The organism is Myxococcus guangdongensis, assembly GCF_024198255.1.
Lineage (GTDB): Bacteria > Myxococcota > Myxococcia > Myxococcales > Myxococcaceae > Myxococcus > Myxococcus guangdongensis.
The window spans coordinates 317,684-339,285 of the sequence record NZ_JAJVKW010000010.1 but is presented as its reverse complement, the minus strand read 5'-3'; the positions used below and the strand labels follow the sequence as shown (position 1 = coordinate 339,285).

The 21,602-nt window shown below is 70.1% G+C and carries 15 protein-coding genes; 9 read left to right on the top strand and 6 right to left on the bottom strand.

The window, feature by feature from the left end; translation table 11 throughout:
* Positions 1 to 3: 3 nt before the first annotated feature.
* Positions 4 to 1,107 carry a GRAS family protein gene (locus tag LXT21_RS29055; RefSeq protein ID WP_254041450.1) on the bottom strand — a complete coding sequence of 368 codons (1,104 nt, stop codon included), beginning with the start codon at positions 1,105 to 1,107 and terminating at the stop codon, positions 4 to 6.
* A 336-nt stretch (positions 1,108 to 1,443) separates the two neighbouring features.
* Here LXT21_RS29055 and LXT21_RS29050 point away from each other — a divergent pair, with 336 nt between their 5' ends.
* The 4 genes from LXT21_RS29050 (at position 1,444) to LXT21_RS29035 (ending at position 8,912) form a co-directional block, all read left to right on the top strand.
* On the top strand, positions 1,444 to 4,203 hold the full coding sequence (locus LXT21_RS29050) for a TonB-dependent receptor domain-containing protein (RefSeq protein WP_254041449.1): 2,760 nt from the start codon (positions 1,444 to 1,446) through the stop codon (positions 4,201 to 4,203).
* Position 4,204: 1 nt separating this feature from the next.
* Positions 4,205 to 5,488, top strand: a complete 1,284-nt coding sequence (locus LXT21_RS29045; protein ID WP_254041448.1) for a hypothetical protein — start codon at positions 4,205 to 4,207, stop codon at positions 5,486 to 5,488.
* A 90-nt stretch (positions 5,489 to 5,578) separates the two neighbouring features.
* Positions 5,579 to 6,265: a hypothetical protein gene (locus LXT21_RS29040; RefSeq protein WP_254041447.1), complete on the top strand. Its 687-nt coding sequence runs from the start codon at positions 5,579 to 5,581 to the stop codon at positions 6,263 to 6,265.
* 403 nt (positions 6,266 to 6,668) lie between these two features.
* Positions 6,669 to 8,912 carry a zinc-dependent metalloprotease gene (locus tag LXT21_RS29035; RefSeq protein WP_254041446.1) on the top strand — a complete coding sequence of 748 codons (2,244 nt, stop codon included), beginning with the start codon at positions 6,669 to 6,671 and terminating at the stop codon, positions 8,910 to 8,912.
* An 82-nt stretch (positions 8,913 to 8,994) separates the two neighbouring features.
* Here the strand turns inward: LXT21_RS29035 and LXT21_RS29030 are convergent, their stop codons facing one another.
* Positions 8,995 to 11,568 (bottom strand): glycoside hydrolase family 15 protein, encoded by a 2,574-nt coding sequence (locus LXT21_RS29030; RefSeq protein WP_254041445.1) that lies wholly within the window; start codon positions 11,566 to 11,568, stop codon positions 8,995 to 8,997.
* A gap of 170 nt (positions 11,569 to 11,738) precedes the next feature.
* On the opposite strand from LXT21_RS29030, the gene LXT21_RS29025 reads away from it, so the two are divergent.
* The 5 genes from LXT21_RS29025 (at position 11,739) to LXT21_RS29005 (ending at position 15,645) form a co-directional block, all read left to right on the top strand.
* Positions 11,739 to 12,677, top strand: coding sequence for a restriction endonuclease (locus LXT21_RS29025; RefSeq protein ID WP_254041444.1), 939 nt, complete (start codon positions 11,739 to 11,741; stop codon positions 12,675 to 12,677).
* 308 nt (positions 12,678 to 12,985) lie between these two features.
* Positions 12,986 to 13,510 carry a hypothetical protein gene (locus LXT21_RS29020; RefSeq protein ID WP_254041443.1) on the top strand — a complete coding sequence of 175 codons (525 nt, stop codon included), beginning with the start codon at positions 12,986 to 12,988 and terminating at the stop codon, positions 13,508 to 13,510.
* A 129-nt stretch (positions 13,511 to 13,639) separates the two neighbouring features.
* Positions 13,640 to 13,915, top strand: a complete 276-nt coding sequence (locus LXT21_RS29015; RefSeq protein WP_254041442.1) for a hypothetical protein — start codon at positions 13,640 to 13,642, stop codon at positions 13,913 to 13,915.
* A 237-nt stretch (positions 13,916 to 14,152) separates the two neighbouring features.
* A complete protein-coding gene (locus LXT21_RS29010) occupies positions 14,153 to 14,425 on the top strand; it encodes a hypothetical protein (protein ID WP_254041441.1) in 273 nt (90 codons plus the stop codon).
* A gap of 779 nt (positions 14,426 to 15,204) precedes the next feature.
* On the top strand, positions 15,205 to 15,645 hold the full coding sequence (locus LXT21_RS29005) for a VOC family protein (RefSeq protein ID WP_254041440.1): 441 nt from the start codon (positions 15,205 to 15,207) through the stop codon (positions 15,643 to 15,645).
* Positions 15,646 to 15,654: 9 nt separating this feature from the next.
* Here LXT21_RS29005 and LXT21_RS45240 read toward each other — a convergent pair whose 3' ends face one another.
* Genes LXT21_RS45240 through LXT21_RS28975 form a run of 4 tightly spaced genes read right to left on the bottom strand, consistent with a single transcriptional unit; the run spans position 15,655 to position 21,598 of the window.
* Positions 15,655 to 17,013, bottom strand: coding sequence for a sensor histidine kinase (locus LXT21_RS45240; protein WP_323395094.1), 1,359 nt, complete (start codon positions 17,011 to 17,013; stop codon positions 15,655 to 15,657).
* Positions 17,014 to 18,456, bottom strand: coding sequence for a sigma-54-dependent transcriptional regulator (locus LXT21_RS28985; RefSeq protein WP_407667067.1), 1,443 nt, complete (start codon positions 18,454 to 18,456; stop codon positions 17,014 to 17,016). It abuts the gene before it with no gap.
* Positions 18,457 to 18,498: 42 nt separating this feature from the next.
* Positions 18,499 to 20,901 carry an ABC transporter permease gene (locus LXT21_RS28980; protein WP_254041438.1) on the bottom strand — a complete coding sequence of 801 codons (2,403 nt, stop codon included), beginning with the start codon at positions 20,899 to 20,901 and terminating at the stop codon, positions 18,499 to 18,501.
* 19 nt (positions 20,902 to 20,920) lie between these two features.
* Positions 20,921 to 21,598 carry an ABC transporter ATP-binding protein gene (locus tag LXT21_RS28975; RefSeq protein ID WP_254041437.1) on the bottom strand — a complete coding sequence of 226 codons (678 nt, stop codon included), beginning with the start codon at positions 21,596 to 21,598 and terminating at the stop codon, positions 20,921 to 20,923.
* Between the last annotated feature and the right edge of the window lie 4 nt (positions 21,599 to 21,602).

The following is a 21,602-nucleotide window of genomic DNA, read 5'->3' as shown; positions in this document are numbered from 1 at the left end:
GCCTCAACCGCGGGTCGGCACGGGCCGCGCGGCCAGCACCGCCACCAGCACCTCGTCCCGCCAGCGCAGGCCCACCACGCCCGGCGCGCGCTCGAGCGTCAGCGCCGGGTGCACGCCGTCGGGGCGCAGGTGCTCGAGCAGCGCCAGGGGCTCGAAGCCCGCGCGCGTGAGCCGCGCCATCCACATGCGCGCCGTCTCGTGGCGCTCGCAGCGGGCGGACTCGTCCACCGTGCCCACCACGTCCTCCACCTCGCGCCCGAAGAAGCGCTTGATGGCGGCGCGCTCGTCGCCCGGCACGCCCAGGGAGTCCAGCAGCTGGAAGACATGGGTGAAGTGCCGCCACGCGTGGCCGAAGCGCTCCAGGGGCGCCGCCTGGAAGTGGTCCGTGTTCGGCTCGCACATCACCAGGCCCGTGGGCTCCAGCGCGCGCAGCTGGCGCAGCACCGCGTCGCGGGCCGGCCCCTGGCTGCCCGGCGCCTCCGCCACGTGGTGCAGCGCGAACGCGGCGTTCACCACCCGGGGGCCCGGCAGCGCGCGCAGCGTCGACCACGTCGCCTCGCTCATCGCCTCCACCGGGGACTCCACGCCGATGAAGCGCACGCTCGCGCCCACCTCGCGCGCCACGCGCTCCGTCGCCGCACGCGCCTGCGCGAGGCTCGCCCCGCTCGGGTCCACGCCCACCAGCGTCAGCCGCCCGGGCACGGCGCCACGGCGCGACAGGGATTGCAACAGCCGCACGGCCTGGCGCCCCTGGCCGATGCCCACGTCCACCAGCGTGGCCTCTTGCCGTCCACCGAGCAGCGACTCCAGCACCGCGTTCGCCAGCGCGTCGGCCGTGGACGCCAGCGGCATGTGGGCCATCAGCGAGCGGAACAAGTCAATCTGCCGCTCGCTCGCGTCGGGGTGCAGATAGGGATTGCGGCTCCCCGCGCCCGCCAGGCGGTGCCGCACGGCCGTGGCGAAGAGCTGGTAGCCCAAATCCTCCGGCACCACGTCCACGTCCAGCATCGACTCCAGCGCCCCCAGCGCCGCCGTGGCCTCGTCGCACCGTCCCGACAGGCCCTGCTCCATCGCCTGGAAGAGCAGCTGCTCCTTCTGCGCGCGCATCGCCCCGACTCCTTCCCCACGAGAAGCCCCGCGTGGACTCAACGGTAATGGTGCCCTCCCGGGCCCTCCACCCGGGCCCCACGCCCGTGCCCTTCCTCCGTGAGTTGCCACACACGCGGACGCACGAACGTGCGCCCCTGACGTCCTCGGGATGACGGCGGACTCGTACCCGCCGACCCGGACCCGCGGTGAGGGACACACCGCACGCGCGATGCATGACTTTCCGCGTAATCGAACAAAACCCTCGATGTTCCCCAGGGACGCGGCGAGGCTGCGCCCACCTGGAGACTCGCCGGGGTGACAGTTCCGCGGCTGACGGGTGTTGAAGGGGGCCTCATGGGTTCCAGACGCGGTGCCGTCCTCCCGCTGCTCGCCGTCACCACGCTGTCCGTCCTCGCGCACGCGCAGGGCATCCCGACGCCCGCGTCGGACCCGCGCGCCGTCGAGGTCGAGCTCCAGGACGTCGACGGCTGCCTCGTGCTCTCCGCCGAGGACTCCGCGCGACTGGGGGTCCTCACCGTGGGCCAGGACGCCCGGCTCCAGCCACCTGTGCTGGAGGCCCCCTCCCCCGCCGAGTGGCCCGAGGGGCTCGAGGGCACACCGGGCGAGGTGTCGCTGGAGCTCTTGGTGGACGTCCAGGGGGTGGTGGTGGAGACGAAGGTCACCGCGGCGCCCCTGGAGCCCCGGCTCATCGAGTCGGCCATGCGGGCCGCGAAAGGGCTGCGCTTCAAGCCCGCGACGCTCGCCGGCGCGCCGGTGGCGGTGCGGTTGCCCTTCGTCTATCGCTTCGAGCCACCCGCCCCCGTGCCCCGCTCCACCGCGAGCCTCGCCGGAGAGGTGCGGGCCCGAGGCACGCGCCGTCCCCTCACGGACGCCACGCTCTTCGTCGACGGCGCCACCGAGCCCTCGGGCACCGTGGACATGGAGGGGCGCTTCACGTTGGCGCTGCCGCCCGGCGCCCACCGCGTGGAGGTGCGCGCGCCGGGGCATCAGACGGGCGCGTTCGAGGAGACGCTGTCGGAGGGACAGTCGCTCCAGGTCATCTACCGGCTGCAGCCCGGCCGGGTGAATCCCTACGAGACGGTGGTGCGCGACGAGCGCCCGCGCACGGAGGTGACGCGAATCACGCTGCACGAGCAGGAGCTGCGTGAGGTCCCAGGGACGTTGGGCGACCCGTTCCGCGTGGTGATGTTGATGCCGGGCGTGGGCAGCCTCGCCTCGGGCATCAGCTACCCGGTGGTGCGCGGCAGCCAGCCCGCGGCCACGGGCTTCTTCCTCGACGGCGTGCGCATCCCCATGCTGTACCACCTGATGCTCGGGCCGGCGGTGCTCCACCCGGACTTCATCGACACCGTGGACTTCTTCCCGGGCACGCCGCCGGTGCAGTACGGCCGGCTCCTGGGAGGCGCGGTGGATGGACGACTGAGCCGTCCACGCGAGGACCGGCTGCACGTCACCGCCTCGGTGGACCCCATCAACGCCGGCGGCTTCATCGAGTACCCGTTCGAGAGCACCGGCACCTCCGTCAGCGTCGCGGGGCGCATCAGCTACTCGGCGCTGTTGATAACGCTCGGCTCCAAGCTGCTCAGCTCGGCGGAGACGGAGAAGCTCCACGCCGACTTCTGGGACTATCAGGCGCGCGTCGAACAGAAGGTGGGCCAGGGGCGGCTGCGGCTGTTCGCGCTGGGCAGCTCGGACGACGTGGGCTCCTCGCCGTCGCTCGACTGGGTGGACATGACGGGCGGCCGCATCGTGTCGAGCTTCCACCGCGTGGATTTGCGCGGCACGCACCCGCTCGCGGGCGGCGACGCGGAGGTGGGCGTCACCTTCGGCACGGATGCGCTGGGCTTCACCGGCCAGGAGTCCTTCCGCGCGGCGAGCGGCGCCATCGACTACCAGGACGTCGGTGAGTACGCGCTCCGACAGCTCACCTTCGCGGCGCGCGCGGGGTGGAAGCGGCGGATGAGCGACACGCTGGAGCTCGCCGTCGGCGGAGACATCGAACACCGGCGCGCGGCCACGGACATCCGGGGCACCGCCATCCCCCCTGGCAGCCGGCCCGGCGAGACGACGGACCCGCTCAAGAGCCCGTCCTCGCTGGCGATGTTCTCCGGCGCGTATCTGTCCGCGACGTGGCTGCCCGTGCCCGGGTGGCTGGTGCAGCCCGGCGTGCGCGTGGACAACTACCACCTGTCCCCTGGCATCAATCACACGGTGGCGGAGCCGAGGCTCACCGTGCGGCACCAGCTCTCGGACGCGCTCGTGCTCAAGGGCGGCGCGGGCGTCTTCCACCAGACGCCCACGGTGCTGGTGCACCTTCCCGCGGTGGACACGTCGAGCCTGCGCCACGGACTCCAGGAGGGGCTGCAGTTCGACGTGGGCGCCGAGTGGAAGGCGATGGAGGGCCTGGAGCTGAGCGGCGACGTCTTCTACAACCCGCTCACGCGCACGGTGGAGCTGGACCTGCAGCAGGTGGTGGAGAACCGTCGGCGTCGAGGGCTCGACACGCCGGACCCGTCCGCCAGTGGCTATGCGTACGGCATCGACCTGATGGCGCGGCATCCGTTGGGGAGGGATTGGTTCGGCTGGGTCTCCTACAGCTTCCTGCAGAGCAAGCGGCGCGTGCGCTTCGAGCGCTACGGGGATGATGACCGCGTGGTGGAGTCGGTGGAGGGCACGCTGCCCTTCGCCTTCGAGCAGGCGCACGTGCTCAACGCGGCGCTGAGCTACAAGTTCGGCAACAACTGGACGGTGGGCACGGTGGTGCACTTCAACACCGGCCGCCCCGAGTCCGGCGAAATCACCACGCTGACGCAGCGACTGGTGACTCGCGCGGACGGCGCCCAGGATTGGGTGCGACAGGACCGCGACAAGGCGGAGCGCCTGGATGCGTTCTTCCGCGTGGACCTGCGCGTGGCGAAGTCGTGGGCGATGGAGGACTTCACGCTCGACGCGTACCTGGACATCCTCAACGTGTCCGCGCGGCAGGAGGTGTTCGCGTACGACTACGGCTTCGACAGGGCCCAGCAGCCCGAACGCAAGCCCCTGCGCCTTCCCATCATCCTGCCGCTGCTCGGCGCGAAGGGGACCTACTGACATGCTGAGACTGCTGCGTCCCCTGCCCCTGTTCGCGCTGCTCGCCGTGGGCTGTGACCGCAGGCCGGATGACCCCATCTTCGTCTACGGCCTGTTGCAACACCTGGATGGCTCACCGCGCCCGGACGTCGCGCTGACGTTGGAGCGCACACGCCAGCCGAGCTACGAGCGTCCGGAGTACGTGGGCTTCAAGCCCTACACGGAGACCTTGAGCGAGGGCGCGGGGAACGTCACGCTGGAGGTGCTCCACGGGGACGCCGTGGAGGAGCGGGAGTTCGAGCTCATCCAGTACCGCTTCCGCCTGGCCGCGCCGCTCGAGGAGGGCCATGGCGTGTACACGTCCTTCGTCTTCGACGACGACGTGGAGGTCCCGCCCCTTCGCCCGTGGGCGCCGAACCTGACGGTGGGGCGGGACGCGGAGGGGCTCGCGCTGTCGTTCGGCGGGGCGCCACCGGTGCCGCCGCTTCCACCCTCGGGGCGATTGCTGCAATGGGAGACGGGCATGAGTCCGGACCCGGTTCGTATCGAGCCGTGGGTGCCGGTCCCCGTGGTCCAGTTGCATGGCCCGGGAGGGCGGCTGTGGGAGGTCCAGGACGCGGCGGCGCCCTGGCGTCCCAATCCCTATCAACTGGAGGACTTCGCCGGGGTGGAGGCACAGGTTCGCGCGGTCAGCCTGGGCACCTGGGTCTTCCGTCCGCTGGCCTCCAATGACAGCAGCGTGTCGTTCCGCGTGGAGTGGCGAGGCCCCCGTGTCCCCGTGCCCCAGGGCACCTTGCATCCGGTGAGCCGAGGGGCCTCGTGCACGCCAGCACCCGAGGGCGAGCCGTGTCCGTACACGGATGGTTCGCTGAGCAAGGTGCGCACCACGCAGGGCGAGACGGACACCGGCGTGGACGAGGTGGTGCTCCAGTGGGAGGCGCCCATCCGTCCCCGACATGCCGTCATCCGGGAGGTGGAGCTGTATTCGGGGGGGCCACCCAAGCTCCTCTTCCAGGTGGAGGGCAGCCTGGATGGAGGGAGCTGGGCGACGCTGGGGAGCACGCCCTTCGAGAACTACGACGACGTCGAGATTCGAGAGCCTCGCTTCTCCATGGCGCTCGACCACACGGAGGAGGACAGCCCCTATGGGGATGGGCCGCTGGACGTGAAGCGCCCGGCGCGCTTCGTCGAGGTGGCGCTGACGGGGGAGGTGCCGGTGCGCTTCGTGCGCCTGCGGGTGTTCTCGGACGGAGGCTCGTGGACGCTTCCCATCTCGGCGCTCTCGGAGGTGTCGGTGTTCGAGTAGGGGCCATCGCCCCGGAGAGCAGGTTGCTGCCCGGGGCACACGTGTCGACGTTGCGCGAGGTAGTCCACATTGCCTCGAAGGAGCAGGCCCTTGCGTACGACGCCCGAGAAGAAGATGTCCCTGCTGACGGAGAACGAAGCCCAGCTCGTGCTCGCCAGCGCGCCCCGAAACCTGATGGAGCTGTCCCGCCGCGAGGTGCAAGGTCGCATCCAGCGCGCGCGGCGGCTGATGGACAAGTATGACGGCCTGGCGACGCGGCAGCGGCGCGAAGCTCTGGGCAAGCGCACGCCCACGCGCTCCAAGCGCGCCGAGGGCAACGCGAACACGCGGCGCAAGGCGACCTACTTCCGTCAGGCGCTGATGCGCTTCGAGAAGCGCCTGGCGATGATGGACCGCCAGGAGGCGATGATGGCCAAGCGGGCCCGGGTCGCGAAGAAGGCGACGGGTGCGCGGAAGACCCCGAGGGCCGCGGGCGGGAGCACGCGGAGGACTCGGACGGGCACGGCGACGCGGACCACCGGAGGGGTGCGCAGGACGCGCGCGGGCGCGACGACGCGGACTCGAACGGGCGCGGCGACGCGAGCCGTGGGTGGACGCAAGCCTGTGCGCCGCATGAGCGCCGCGGGTCGCACCGCGACGGGCTCTGTGCGCCAGGTGAAGGCCCAGCGTCGCAAGGGCGGGGCGCGCAAGCAGCAGGGCTTCGGCTCGATGCGCCGCGCGTCACATGTCCGCGGTCGCAACCGGCGCACCCAGGCGCGCAAGGACTCGCGCGGCTGAGGGCCTGAAGTCGCGAACGGTGCGCTCCGACAAAGAGGCGTCGGCGCCATGCGCCGCGCGTCACACGTCCTGGGTCACAACCGGCGCACCCAGGCGCGCAAGGATTCGAGCCGCCGACCACCCGCATCGCGAAGGATGTCCGCCCAGACGAAGAGGTGCCGGTGCCATGCGCCGCGCGTCCCACGCCTGATGTCGCAACCGTTGCACCCAGGCGCAAGGACTCGCGTCGTTCGAGCCATTGGACGCGTGCGGCAGCGTCCAGGCTCCCTCACACCCGCCCTATCGGATACCCATCACGGTGATGGGTATTCCCACCGCACCCGAACCTCGTGAGGGACTCGCCCGCACTGTCTCGTTGCTCCAGCACCGGAGGGAATCCCTCCCCCGGAACCTGGAGTCCGACATGTCCCCTGGGAGTCTCCCCAAGCGACGCAGGTGGTGGAGTGCCCTCTGTCTGGCGGTGAGCCTCGGCACGGGCTGTGGTGAGCCAGCATCGCGCCCCTCCACCGAGGCCGAACTCCACGTCGAGCTGGGAGCGCCCCTGCTGGCCATCCCCCGCGAAGTGGACGACGCGCGGCGACAGGAGCTCGTTCAACGACTCTCGAGCGCCGTGGACCCGACGCGAGGCAGCTTCTATCTGGCCATCCACCGCGCCGAGCTGGGCGCGAAGTGGTTCCTCTCCGCGTACTCCAAGCAGCGCCATCCGGGCGGCGTCATCGGCGGCGCGGGGGCCAGCCTGGGCACACGGGTGGTCAGCTTCGAGGTGCAGAACGACAAGCTGTTCGTGTTCGACGTCGACCGGCGCAAGGTGATGAGCGACGTGTTCTCCCCCGAGGTCCTCGTCGAGGCCTATCCCATCATCAAGAACCACGGGCCGTTCAACCGTCTGCCCGGCTCCAGCCAGTACGTGCTCATCGACCCGACCGCGGGGCTCAATCGCTTCGGCGTCGTGGGCGAGAACCGCGGCGCCAGCGGCGCCCACTTCCAGGTCGAGTTGAGCTTCGCGCAGCACTTCCGCCGCATCGCGGACGGCATCACCTTCGAGCAGGTATACACCGGCTACGCGGACCTGCCGGACGACCTGGCCGGCGATTACCTGGAGCCCAACGTCTTCCGCGCCTCGGGCACGCTGGGCATCGCGCTGCGGCGTTACTCGGAGGGCATGGGCTATGTCCCCACGCCCATGCCGTCGAGGCAGTACTACCTGAGCGGCGAACCCCGGCTGATTCCGAACACGACAGGTGCGACGGAGGTCGTGGCGAGGAAGTGGAACATCCACCCGGGGATGACGCCCATCCGGTGGCACATCTCGCCCACGGTGCTCGCGCTGCAGCAGGACCCGCGCTTCCAGGATGTGGACCTGGTGGGCGCGGTGAAGGCCGGCATCGAGGGATGGAACTCCGTGTTCGGCTTCACCGCGCTGGAGGCGGTCGTCGCGGATGACTCGGTGAGCTTCGCCGACGATGACCGGAACGTGTTCATCTTCGACACGGACGAGGTGATGCCCTTCGTCTTCGCGGACTCGCGCATCAACCCCGACACCGGCGAGATTCGCGGGGCCAGCATCTACTTCGCGGCCAGCATGGTGCTGTTCGCCCAGAGCGTCTTCACCGATGACGAGGCGGCGCTCCCCCCGCCCGTGGCGCGCCCCACGCTCCAGATGACGTGGTCGGGGATGCGGAGCGAACCCCTGTGCCACCTGGACGCGGCCTCTCGCCCCCTGGAGGCATCCGGGGATGCACGGCTCGTGGGACTCACCCAGCAGGAGAAGGTGGAGCGCTTCCTCACGCACAACGTGTTGCATGAGATTGGCCACACGCTCGGCCTGCGTCACAACTTCGCGGGCTCACTCGCTCAGGATGGGAGCCCTGGCGCTCCCGTCACCCACTCGGTGATGGAGTATGTCGATACGGAGGACTCGGTCCATGCGGTGGACCCGGGGCCCTACGACATCCAGGCGATTCGCTACCTCTATGGCCTGTCGTCCCAGCTCCCCACGGCCGCGTTCTGCCAGGCCACCGAGACGAGCACGGACCCCTACTGCAACATGTACGACCGCTTCGACGACCCGCTCACGAAGTGGTACGGCCCCAGGCTCCAGGACGGACAGGTGTTCATGTTGAACAGCACGTCCCCATTCGAGCGGCTGACGTCGTACTTCAACGGGCGCACCAACTCCGTGCTCCAGTTCGTCCGCGCGGCGGCCCCGAACGCCCAGGTCACCGCGTACAACCTGGCGATGCAGAAGGTCCGTCCGCCGCTGGTGATTCCCGCGGGCGCCCGAGCGGATTACCCGGCGCGCGCGGATGAGCTCGCGCGGCGGGTGCTCTCCCGGCTGTACCTGGACCCGGCGACGAGCCGTGGCTCCTTCACCGCGACCCCACCGACGACGCCCGCGCTGATGGCGCTGGTGCACGCGGACCTCCGCGCCATCCTGCTCGACACGGATGGGGCCCGAGGTTACGCGGCCCGCCGCACCATGGTGGACATCCTCGCGGCCCTGCAGTCCCCGGCGGCCCACGCCATCCTGGACGAGGCCCAGACCCTGCTGACCGCGAGCCTCCCCACGCTGCCACCGGAGGAGCGCCTCCAGACGAAGGACCTGCTCGCCCGCATCTCCGAGGCCCTGTCACCGTACTACCGCTGACCTGGACTCCGGGCCCGGAGGAGGAACAGCACCTCCGGGCTCGAAGCGGCTTCGGTATGTGGCGCGAAAGGCGTGCGTCAGCTCACGCCCGCCGACGGCGCGTGAGCGCGGTGAGACCCGCGAGCGAGAGCATCAGCCACAGCGCCATCGCGCCCGGGCCCGTGGCGCTGCAACCACCGCCCGTCACCTGGGGCTCCACGGGCGAACCCGAGTCCGGCTGACCGGGGGTGCCGGAATCCGGCGTCCCCGGCCCCGCGTCGGGAGTACCGGGCCCCGCGTCGGGCGTCTTGGTGAGGGTGCTCTCGTCCAGGTACGCGCCGCACGCCGGGTCGGCCGTGCCCTCCGCGCGGTGCGCCAGGGCGAGCGCATACGCCCCCGCGCCGAAGCCCACCATGGGGGAGTTGAACTTGTAGGTGCCGTTGAGCTCGTCATACGTCTCGGACACCGCGAGGTAGTTCTTGAGGGACTGGTCCGTCACCCACTTGAGCACTCGCTCCGCGCGCTCGGGGTCTCCGGCCATCCGCTTCGCCATGGCGCCGCGCAGGCTCACGATGACCCACTCCGCGCTGTCGTACTCGCCGCCCCACGGGCTCAGGTCCGCGCCGCCCGTGTGGTCGTACCGGTCATCGTTGCGCGACCAGCCCGCGCCCGCCGGAGAGGACAGCCGCAGGTCCAACCCGCGCATCGTCTCGCGAGCAATCTTCCCCGCCGGGTCGAACAGCTCGAACGCGAACGCGTCCAGCACCGCCGAGTCCCAGTAGCCACGACCCGAGCGCACCTCCTCCAGGTTGGAGCCGAGCGCGAAGTTGGGGTCCGTCAGCTTCTCCGCCATCGCGCGGCGGATGGACTCGCCCGCGTTGCGGTAGCGCGTGGCGCGCTCGGCGTCACCGACGCGCTCGGCGAGCACCGCCGCGTCACACAGACCGCGCGCCGCGGTGAGGCTCGTGTACGTCCACGAGCGCTGCCGCCCGTTCCAGTGCGTCTCCCAGATGGACGAGTCCGCGCGGATGAGCCCCGTCTGCGGGTCGATGAGCGCCACCAGCGCGTCGCCCACCTTCGTGGACACGGTGGGCCACGTCTGGTCGACGAGCGTGAGGTCTCCGGTGGTGCGCTCGTAGTGGCGCAGCGCCCAGAGGAACAGACCGAAGCCGTCGAACTCGATGTTCGGCCCCGCTTCGTTGAAGTCCGTCTCCTCCACGCCGAAGCCGTGGTAGCGCGTGAGCGTGATGATGTACGGCGGCATGGAGTACGGCTGCAGCTCGCGCCAGTTCTGGAACCGGCCGCTGTCCGCGTTGAGGTAGTAGGACAGGCCCTCGCGCGCGTCCGCGTTCATGCCCAGCGTGGCCATGGCGGCGACCGCGTAGGCGCCGTCGCGAATCCAGGCGTAGGTCCACTGTCCGGGCGGGAGGCTCGCGAGCACCGCGCCCTTGCCCGCGTGCTTCACGAAGCCGGGCAGCGTGGCCGGTGAGCCATTGGGGGCCTTGAAGCGCGTGGCGCGGGGCTCGCCGTCGCGGGAGAGGAACTCACGCAGCCAGGTCTCGCTCGAGCGGACCTGGGCCATGTGCATCACGACGGCGGAGTGGCGCAGCAGGGTCTCCTCGTTGTCGGACAGGCCGGAGGGGACCTTCACGGTGTCGTTCTGGAAGGAGGCCCAGCGGGCGACCTCGGCGTCGACCAGGGCCTTGGCGTCGGAGGTGCCCACGTAGTCGGACAGCCACTGGCGCGCGGTGGCGGTGCCCTCGGGGTTGCCGAAGTGCACGAAGGCGACGCCGGCCCACTTCTCGGCGCCGGCGGCGATGTCACCCAGGTTGAACTGGTAGGCGGTGGCCCAGCCCTTGGCGGCCGAGGGCTGCGCGGTGAAGTCCTGCAGGTCCTGGCCGCCGCCGCTCTGCACCACGTTGTAGCCGTTGGCGGCGCCCGTCGCGCCGGAGACCCACGCGGACTTGCGAGCCACGGTGCCCAGGGGGCGGCCCACGACGACGCCGGCGAAGCCCTTCTCGACGAAGTCGTTGCCGCTCAGCTCCACCGTCTCGCCGTTCTCGTCGATTTCGGACATGACGCCGGGGCGGCCGTAGCCCAGGTGGAAGTTCTGGAGGGAGAAGACGCTGACGCCGGTGGAGGGCGCGGTGCCGGTGTTGCGCACGCGCAGGGCCATGACGAAGGCGGCGTGGGGGACGGACTGGGGGGCGAAGACGTAGGTCGTCACCTCGAGGGTGCCCACGCGCTGGACCATGCGCGCGAGGCCGGTGCCGCCGTTCTCACCGGAGGCCCAGGGGGCGTAGCCGCTGGCGTCCAGGTCGACGTCCTGGGCGCTCAGCCAGCGCTGGGAGCCGCCGGAGCGCACGCCGAAGAACGCGTCGAAGAGGACATCGCGCGCGTGGACGACCTGGGGCTGGCCGCGGACGAAGACGTCGTTGCCCACGCCGTCGATGACGGGCTCCTCGGTGGCGAAGAGGTGCTCACGGAAGTGGGAGACCTTCTTCTGCTCCAGGTCGAGCATCACGGCGCCGTGGCCGTTGGAGGAGGCGAGCTTGGTGAAGGTGCGCCGGACCGCGACCTCGGCGCGAGCCTCCAGGGCGAGGCCACACAGCAAGGCAGGCAGGCAGAGGGCCAGGGCCCGCGCGGGGGCACGACACAGGTGGGGGAGACGCTTCATGCCGCCGATTCTGAAGCGCTTCCCGCCCCAGGCCAACCAGGGACGTCGCTTCCCTGTGTCACGGGTGCCCGTGGACCCGTGAAGGGAGCCGGTGGACGCTGGAGCTCGCCGTCAATGAATCGGCAGACCTTGTTACATGCCGCTGCGGCCTGGTTCAGCTTCGCCGCAAGATGTTCTCGGGTAACTTCCGGGCCATGGCCATCCCCGACTATCAGGCCCTGATGCTGCCCGTGCTCGACCGGCTCGAGGACGGACAGCCGCATGAGCTGCGCGTCCTGCGCGAGGAAATCGCCGTCGCGCTGAAGCTGAGCGAGGAGGACCGCGCAGAGCTTCTTCCCAGCGGAGCACAGTCCGTGTTCGACAACCGCGTCGGTTGGGCGAAGACCTATTTGGAGAAGGCCGGGTTGTTGAAGTCCCTCAAGCGCGGCGTCTTTCAGATCACGGAGCGGGGACGCAAGGTGCTGGCCTCCAAGCCCGCCGCCATCAACAACGCATTGCTCGTGGAGTACGCCGAGTTCCGTGAGTTCACCCAGCGCCCTGTAGGGGATGAGACATCCACCCCAACCTCCGAACAGCGCCCCTCCGGTGACATCACCCCGGAAGAAGCCCTCGAACGGGCCTACCAGGATCTGCGTAAGAAGACCGAAGCCGAGCTCCTCAACGCCGTCCTCCAGGCCTCGCCCCGGTTCTTCGAGCGGCTCGTCGTCGAGCTTCTCGTCAAGATGGGCTACGGCGGCTCCCTCGAGGACGCGGGCAAGGCGCTCGGCCGCAGTCATGACGGCGGCATCGACGGACTCATCAAGGAAGACCCGCTCGGGCTCGACGTCATCTACGTGCAGGCCAAACGCTGGCAGAACACCGTGGGCCGGCCCGACATCCAGGCGTTCGCGGGCTCCCTCGAAGGTGAACGCGCCAGGAAGGGCGTCTTCATCACCGCCTCCAACTTCTCCAGGGAGGCCAAGGAGTACGTCACCCGCATCGAGAAGAAGATCGTCCTCATTGACGGCGCCCGGCTGTCCGCCTTGATGTTCGACTTCGGCATCGGCGTGAACGCCGTCAGCGCGTACCAAGTGAAGCGCGTCGACTCGGACTTCTTCTCCGAGGAGTAATCTTCCGGACACTCGGACGCGCAGGGGCAGCATGTCTGGCCGTGACGTCGAGTCTGTTGCGACAGACGTCGTGGTCCCTGAGGCACGGCGCCTTGTCCCATCGAGACACCGTAAGCCCCTGCGTCTCCTCGGGATTCACTCGCGTGTGACACAGGGCGCGCCGTGCACCGCGCCCTCCGCGCGCAACGGCGTGGCGTCAGGAGACAACTGGTTGTCGCCCACGTCCGTCTCAAGGCATGCGACTTCTTGCGTTCTGTGAAGTGCACAGCCCTCGGTCGCCCAGGCCGAGACACGGGGGGGACAAAGGCATGATTTCGTTCGACGGGTCCACGGTGAGGCTCTGGAAGACGCTGAGCTGCTTCCTCAGGGTCCTCATGACGCAGGTGCTCTACGTGGCACCGTTGTTCTGGTTCATGGAGCTGTCCCAGAACATGGCCTGGCGGTGGATGAATGGTGACTGGGGCTGGCACTACCCCGAGTCGCCGTACCACTGGTTCTCCTTCGGCAGCATGATTCTGTGGGCCGGGTGCGTGGGCCTCTTGTGGACCCTGCACTACTTCTGGTTCTACCCGCGCCGCATCAAGGTCTGGACGCGCGTGGGCATCGGCGCCGTGGTCTGCTTCATGGGCGAGTGGTTCGGCGGCTACATGGCCGCCAACATGTTCGACCACCCCCTCCAGGTGTGGCCGGGCTCGCCGCTCATCTACGTGCACTACGCGGCCATGTTCTTCTGGGTGAGCAACGTCATCGTCTACCACCTCGTCACCGTGAACGTGGTCGACCTCACCCCCAACTACGACGCCCCGCCCGACACCGGCGTCCAGGTGGCCTGAGTCTCCGGGCACCCGGCCCTCCAGGGCAGGGGCTCCGTATCGGAGTCCACGCAATGTCCGTGGCGCGTGGGCCCTCGGGGCTCACGTGGGGCAGAACATGGGTGATTTCACACAACCAGGAGCAGCCCCATGCTGAGCAAGGTGTTCATGTCCGCGGTGGTGATGATGGCGAGCCTGACAGGTGTCGTCGCCGCGAGCGGAGCCGATACGGCGGACTTCGAAGCCGGCGAGCAGGTCTGTATCGCCATGAGCACCGAGCAGGAGAGGGTGCCTCCGGGCCCCACGGCCGCGTGTCCCTCCTCCTGTCTTGGGAACCAGAGAGCCTGCATGTTCGAGTGTCAAAGCAACGCCGCATGCCGCAGCCGGTGTGTGCAAGAGTTCATCGCATGCTGCGGTGGTGCCTGAGCAACGCGGCGCTGGAACTCGGATCAGAGCCGTCCCTCATCCACCGATGCGCGCTTCGGGTCTAAACCCGGCGCGCGCAGTCGCACGGAGACGGCGCCCAGGTGGCCTGAGTCTCTGGACACCCGTCCCTCCAGGGCAGTGCTCTGTGCTGGAATGCACGCAATGCCTGTCTCGTGAGTTCTTCGGACTCGCGCGAGGCAGCGCAGGCGCGGTTCCACGCAACCTGGAGGAAGCCCCATGCTGAACAAGGTGTTCATGTCCGCGGTGGTGATGCTGGTGGGCCTGATGGGCGTCGTCGCCACGAGCGGAGCCGAGGTGACGAGCCTCGAGGCCGGCGAGCAGGTCTGTGCCGCCGCGCACACCGCGCAGGAGATGGTGCCTCCGGGCCCCACGGCCGCGTGTCCCTCGTACTGCGGCCCGGCCCGGGTCGCCTGTGTCGCTGGCTGCAACGGCGACGCCGCTTGCCGCACCATGTGCCAGGACCAGTACATCACCTGCTGCGGTTTCTGAGCGTCGTGACGCGGCACCTTGGATGAGCTGCGCACCCTCTGCTCTCGGTCGGCGGACTCGGGCGCGTGCACCCCAGGCTCGCCGTGCGAACTCACGCGCGGCGAGCCTGCGACCGAGGCTCCACGCCTCACGCGAGTCCGGGCGGACGGCCTACCCCTCGCCCGGGCCACACCACCAGAGGGATGTCTTGCACTCGCAAACCTGGGGGGTCCCAGCGGGAGTGCAACAATCCTCCAGTCGGCCCGGCACGGTGCAGCGCTTCTTGTGCAAGCTGGAGCAAGCCACCGCGTCGCAGGCCGGAGGCGGCGTCGAAGGACACGGGATGGCCACTCCGTTGCACGAAACACCCTGATAGTCGTTCGAGACGCAGTTGGCGGTCCCGACAGGACAACTGACTGAGCCCGTGGCGCAGAGCGCAGTACACCCCGCGAGCTCTTGCGAGACCACCTGTGCCTCCTCGCCAACGTCAGCAACCTCCACGGACGAGCCTCCGCACCCCATCACCCAGCTGATTGCGCAGGCCAACACCCACCCCTTCAGACGACTCATGGCAGACCTCCTATGTCGTGAGGATGTGCGAGCGAGAGATGTCCGAGCCGGGCTCATCTTCCGCAATTCGTATTGCAGCTGCAATCAACACAGCAAATGACATTCAGCTCCGAGCAGTGCGGAGACCTCGGCCGATCGACCGGGCAACGGCGCACACGCATCTTCTTGCCGCACACCGGGCCGCCCTGAGCGATGCTGCCCGCGACCCCCATCACCCCAGGGACGAGCACATGACCGTCAAACGCTTGGACAACATCGGCATCGTCGTCGAGGACCTCCCGGCGGCCATCGCCTTCTTCACCGAGCTCGGACTGCAACTCGAAGGCGAGATGCCCGTGGAAGGTGATTGGGTCGACCGCTGCGTCGGGCTCGAGAACGTCCGGGTCGACATCGCGATGATGCGGACCCCGAATGGCCCCACTCGCCTCGAGCTGACGAAGTTCCATCACCCGACGGCAATCCACGGCGAGCCCAGGGACACACCCGCCAACATCATGGGCCTGCGGCGCATCATGTTCGCCGTCGACGACATCCACGACGTCATCAGCCGCCTGCGCAAGCACGGCGCCGAGCTCGTCGGAGAGGTCGCCCGCTACCAGGACCTCTACCTGCTCTGCTACCTCCGCGGCCCCTCGGGCATCATCGTCGCCCTGGCCGAGGAGCTCCGCTGAAGCACCCGCTCACCCCACCATCGCCGCGCGCCCCTCCAGCGGGAGCCGCAGCCGCGCACGGCACCCACGCCCCTCCGGACGGTTCTCCAGGCGCAACGTCCCACCGTGCGCCTCGGCAATCTGCTGACTCAGCGCCAGGCCGATGCCGCTGCCCTGCGGTTTCGTCGTGAAGAACGGCACGAACAGGTTCCCCGTGTCCGCCAGCCCCGGGCCCTCATCCTCCACCCAGACCTCCACCGTCCCCGGCGACAACACCGCCCACGACACCCAGACGTCGCCACCGCGAGGCTCCGCCAGCACCGCGTCCACCGCGTTGCGCACCAGGTTGATGAGCAGCTGCTCCAGCTGGTCAGAATCCCCTCGCACCACCAGCGACGGCCCCGTCCGCACCGCCACCGACCTCCGGTGCTCCAGCGCCGCCACGCGCCGCACCCACCCATCCACCTCCACGCCTCGCAACACTGGCGGCGGCAGCCTCGCCAGCCGCGCATACGCGGACATGAACCGCGCCAGCGCCTCCGAGCGCCTCGCCACGATTCCCAGCCCGCTCTTCGCGTCGTCCTCCCAGTCCGAGGGGCGCGGCTCCATCACCAGCGTGTCCCGCAGCGCCTCCGCGATGGACTGGATGGGCGCCAGCGAGTTGTTGATTTCATGGCTCAACACGCGCACCAGCCGGCGCCACGCCTCGCGCTCCTGCTCGCGCAACGCCAGCCGCAAATCGGCGACCACCACCAGGTGATGCGGCAGGCCCCCCTGACGGAACGCCCCGCGCCGCAGCTCGTACGGGCCGCCTTCCTCCGCGAAGGTGCGCGACAGCCTGCGCGGCGCCGGGCCCTCCAGCAGGTCCGCCAGCCCCACCGAGCCCGCGCCCTTCCCCATCAGCTGTGAGCGCGACTGGCCCAGCAGCCTCTCACCCGCCCGGTTCACCAACCGCAGCGTCCCCGCCACGTCGAAGGCCAGCACCGTGACGTCGATCTCCTCCATCACCTGCTCGAGCAGCGCCCCCGCCTCCAGCGCCCCCAGCCGCTGCTCGCGCAAGGTGTCACCCAGCGCGTTCACCTCCAGCAGCACCTCGCCCAGCGCGTCGCCCGCCCGAGCCCCACGCCCGCGCGTCGAGTAGTCCCCCTCGCGCAGCGCGGCCAGGAGATTCGCCACCGCGTGCAGCGGCCGCATCACCCGCTCGCGCACCAGCAGCCCCACGCCCAGGAACATGCCCACCACCAGCGTGGTGAGCGTCCAGCGGACCTTCGACGAGAAGTCTCCCGTCCACACCAGCGCGAGCGACGCCACCCCGCCCGGCAGTCCCGCCAGCCACGTCAGGGCCAGCACCTGCAGGTCATGTGGCCAGGGCCTGCGCTCGCGCCTCACTCACCTTGCTCCCTTGATGCCGTAGTACTGGAGCCGACGGTACAGCGCGCTGCGCGACAGGCCCAGCCCCTTCGCCGCCTCGCTCACGTTGCCCTCGTGCCGCGCCAGCGCCCGCTCGATGAGGTAGCGCTCCACCTCCTCCAGCGTCATCTCCTCCAGCCGCGACAGCCCCTCACGCCCCGCCCGGCGCAACAGCAAATCCTCCGCCGTCACCTCGTTGCCCACCGCCATCAGCAGCGAGCGTTCCACCGCGTGCTCCAGCTCACGCACGTTGCCCGGCCACGGATAGGACAAGAGCGCCTCCAGCGCCCCCGCCGACATCCGCACGTCATGACGCCCGTAGCGCTTGCCGTGCTCCCCCAGGAAGTGCGTCGCGAGCAGCGGGATGTCCTCGCGCCGCTCACGCAGCGCCGGCAGCGGCACCTCCACCGTGTTGAGGCGGTACAGCAAGTCCTCGCGGAAGCGCCCTTCGGCCACCGCCTTGGGCAGGTCCACGTTCGTCGCGCTCACCACGCGCACGTCCACCCGCCGCGTCTTCGACGAGCCCACCGGGTGCAACTCGCCCGTCTGCAGCACGCGCAACAGCTTCGCCTGCTGCGACAACGGCATGTTCCCGATTTCATCCAGGAACAACGTGCCGCCATCCGCCAGCTCGAAGCAGCCGATGCGGTCCGTCTTCGCGTCCGTGAAGGCGCCCTTCACGTGGCCGAACAGCTCGCTCTCGAAGACGCCCTCCGACAGGCCGCCGGAGTTCACCGCCACGAAGGCCCGGTCCGCGCGCGTGGAGGACGCGTGCAGCAGCCGCGCCACCACCTCCTTGCCCGTGCCGTGCTCGCCCGTCACCAGCACGTTGGCGGCCGACGGCGCCACGCGCTCAATCATCCGGCGCACCGGCATCATCGCGCGTGACTCGGAGACCAGGTTCGGCAGCCCGCCCTGTCCCCGGCGCAGGTGCTGGTTCTCATCCTCCAGCCGGCGGCTGCGCTTGAGCGCGCGGCTCAACTCCAGCTGCGTGCGCAGCGTGGCGAGCAGCCGCGTGTTGTCCCACGGCTTCTGCACGTAGTCGCGCGCGCCGCCGCGCATGGCCTCCACCGCGCCCTCCACGCTGCTCCACGCCGTCATCACCACCACCGGCAGGGACGCGTCCTGCGCGCGGATGCGACCGAGCAGGTCCATGCCCTCCTTGCCGGACGTCGTGTCGCGCGCGTAGTTCAGGTCCATCAGGACCAGGTCCACGTCCTCGGCCTCCAGCGTGGCGAGCGCTCCCGCGGGCGACTGCGCGGTGACGACGGTGTGTCCGTCACGCTTGAGCAGCAGGCGCAGGGCCTCCAGCACGTCGGCCTGGTCGTCGGCGATCAGGATGCGCGAGGGACGCGCGGTGGCCACCGGGGCCGGTGACGGCGGGACGGGGGTGGGAACGGAGACAGAGAGTGATTCGGACACGGAGGTCATCCAGGAGAAAGAGAGTGCCAGAAAGGAAGGGACTCAGCCGCGACGAAGCACCGACGCGGGGTCCACGTTCGCCGCCCTGCGAGCCGGAAGCCAGCTCGCCAGCCAGGCGGTACCCAGGAGCAACAGCGCGACGCCCGCCAACACCGGAACATCCAGCGCGCCCATGCCATACAGCAGCCCTTCCATGATGCGATGGGCCGCCAGCGCGCCCAGCAGGCCCAGGCCCAACCCCAGCCCCACCCGCCGCAGCGCCTGCCCCACCACCAGCAACAACACATCCGAGCCCCGCGCGCCCAGCGCCAGCCGCACGCTCATCTCGTGCGTGCGCTGCGCCACCGAGTACGACATCACGCCGTAGATGCCCACCGCCGCGAGCACCAACGCGAGCACCCCGAAGGCCCCCAGCAACACGGCCCGGAAGCGCGGCTGCCCCAAGTCCAGCGACAGCCGCTCCTCCAGCGTGCTCACGTGCGCGAGCGCCACCATGGAGTCCACCGCGCGCAGCTCCTCGCGCACCACCGACTCCAGCGCCTTGGGGTCCAGGCCCGGCGCCGCGCGCACCGCGAGCTGCCCGTCCGTCGTCGGCTCCTGCGCCATGGGGCGGTACACGGTGGGCTCGTGGCCCTCCTCCACGCCCGCGTACGCCACGTCCGCCACCACGCCCACCACCGTGGTCCACAGCGTGTTGCCCTGCGCGTCCTCGTCACCGAAGGAGACGCGGCGGCCCAGCGGGTCCTCTCCCGGGAAGACAGCGCGCGCGAAGTGCTCGCTGACCACCATGACCAGGGGCGCGTCCGCCTTGTCCGTCTCCGCCAGCCGCCGACCCGCGAGCAGCGGCACGCGCAGCGCCTCCAGGAAGCCCGGCGTGGAGGCGTTGACCAGCGCGTTGGGGCGCACCGGGGGCTCCTCGACGCCCTCCTTCCAGTAGCCCGAGCGCGAGATGGAGCCCCCTTGCGGGAGCGCGTCTCCCACGCCCACCGCGGCGACCTCAGGGCGCGCGGCCAGCCGCGTCGTCAGCTCGCGATGGAAGGCCGTCACCCGCTCCGACTCGGAGTAGCGGTCCTTGGGCAGGGACAGCCGGGCCACGAAGACGCCCACCGGGTCCACGCCCGGGTCCGCCTGGTACATCCGCCAGAAGCTCTTGAGCATCAGCCCCGCGCCCGAGACGAGCATCAGCGCCAGCGCCACCTCCGCCACCACCAGCACCGCGTGCGTGCGGCCGCGTGACTTCTCCGTCGCCCCGCGCCCCAGCACCGCCGCCGGCGACAGCTGCGAGCGCTGCAGCGCCGGCACCAACCCCACGCCCACGCCCGTCGTCAGCGTCACCGCCAGCGCGAACAACAGCACGCGCCCCTGCACCACCACCTCCCCCGCGCGAGGCAGCTTGCTGGCCCCCAGCAGCATCAACAAATCCGTGGCCCACAGCGCCAGCAGCACACCGCCCACGCCGCCCAGCAGCGCCAGCAGCACGCTCTCCGTCAAGAGCTGCCGCACCAACCGGCCGCGCCCAGCGCCCAGCGCCACGCGGATGCCCAGCTCCTGCTGCCGCGCCGCCGCCCTCGCCAGCTGCAGGTGGGCCACGTTGGCCGCCGCCAGCATCAACACCAGCGCCACCGCGCCCAGCAGCACCCACAACAGCTGGCTCACGCCCTGGGTGAGGTAGTCCGAGTAGCGCATCACGTTGAGCACCAGCGCGGAGTCCGCGGCGAGCAGCTCGGGGGCCATGCCCTGGAGCTCCTGTCGGGCCGACTCGAGCGTCGCGCCGGGGGACAGCCGCGCCGAGACGGAGAAGCCGCGGAAGCCGCGCTGCGTGCGCTCCTCCGACGTGGCCGCGCCCGGCTGGCTGTCGAAGGGCAGCCAGATTTCGGTGGTGCGCGAGGGCACGTCGAAGGCCGCCGGCATCACCCCAATCACCGTGTAGGGCTGACCGCCCACCGTCATCGAGCGCCCGAGGATGTCCTGACCGCCGCCCTCCTTCTGCCATCGCGCGTGCGAGATGACGGCCAGCCGCGCGTCGCGCTCGTCCACCGCGAAGGTCCGACCCAGCAGCGGCTTCATGCCGAAGGCGCCGAAGAAGTCGCCCACCACCATCGCGCCGCGCAGCTGCTCGGCGTCGCCGTGGCCGGTGCGGTTCATCATCTGACCGGTGTACGCCGTCATGGCGTGCATCTGCGTGGAGCGCCGCGCGATGTCCTCGTAGGAGAGCAGGCTGTAGCGCGCCGACATCCGCTCGGGCTTCGCGGTGGCCAGCATCAGCAGCCGCTCCGGCTCCGGGAATGGCAGGGGGCGCAGCAGCACCGCGTCCACGACGCTGAACAACGCCGTCGTCACGCCGATGCCCAGCATCAACACCAGCACCGCCGCCACCGTGAAGACGGGCGACTGGCGCATCGTCCGCAGGGCGTACTTCACGTCCATCGACACGTCGCTCAGCATGGGGTTCCTCGCGAAAGTCTCAGGGCTTCTGGAGCCAGCCGTCGGCGAGCTGGATGATCCGGTGGCCGTAGGCCGCGTTGGCCTCCGAGTGCGTCACCTGGATGATGGTGGTGCCCTGTTTGTTGAGCGTCTGGAACACCTCCATGATGTGCTTGGCCTGCGCCGAGTGGAGGTTGCCCGTGGGCTCGTCGGCCAACAGAATCTTGGGCGTGGCGATGAGCGCGCGGGCGATGCCCACCAGCTGCTGCTGCCCACCGGAGAGCTGCGAGGGGAACAGGTCCTTCTTCCCCACCAGCTGGAAGCGGTCCAGCATGTCGCCCACCAGCGCCTCGCGCTCGCCGCGCTTGAGGTTGCGGTAGGACAGCGGCACCTCCAGGTTCTCGGCCACCGTGAGGTTGTCGAGCAGGTGGTACTGCTGGAACACGAAGCCGATGGTGCGCCGCGACAGCTCGCCGCGCTCCTTGGGCTTCATCGCGTGCACGGCCTGACCGTCCAGGACGTACTCGCCCTTCCACTCGGCGTCGAGCAGGCCCAGCACGGACAACAGCGTGGACTTGCCCGCGCCAGAGGGGCCCATCAGCGTGACGAACTCGCCGGCCTGGATGTCCAGGTCGATGTTGCGCAGCACCCAGGTGCGGCCGCCCGCCAGGGGATAGGACTTCTCGACCTGGCGCAGGGAGATGAGGGGAGAGGACATGGTG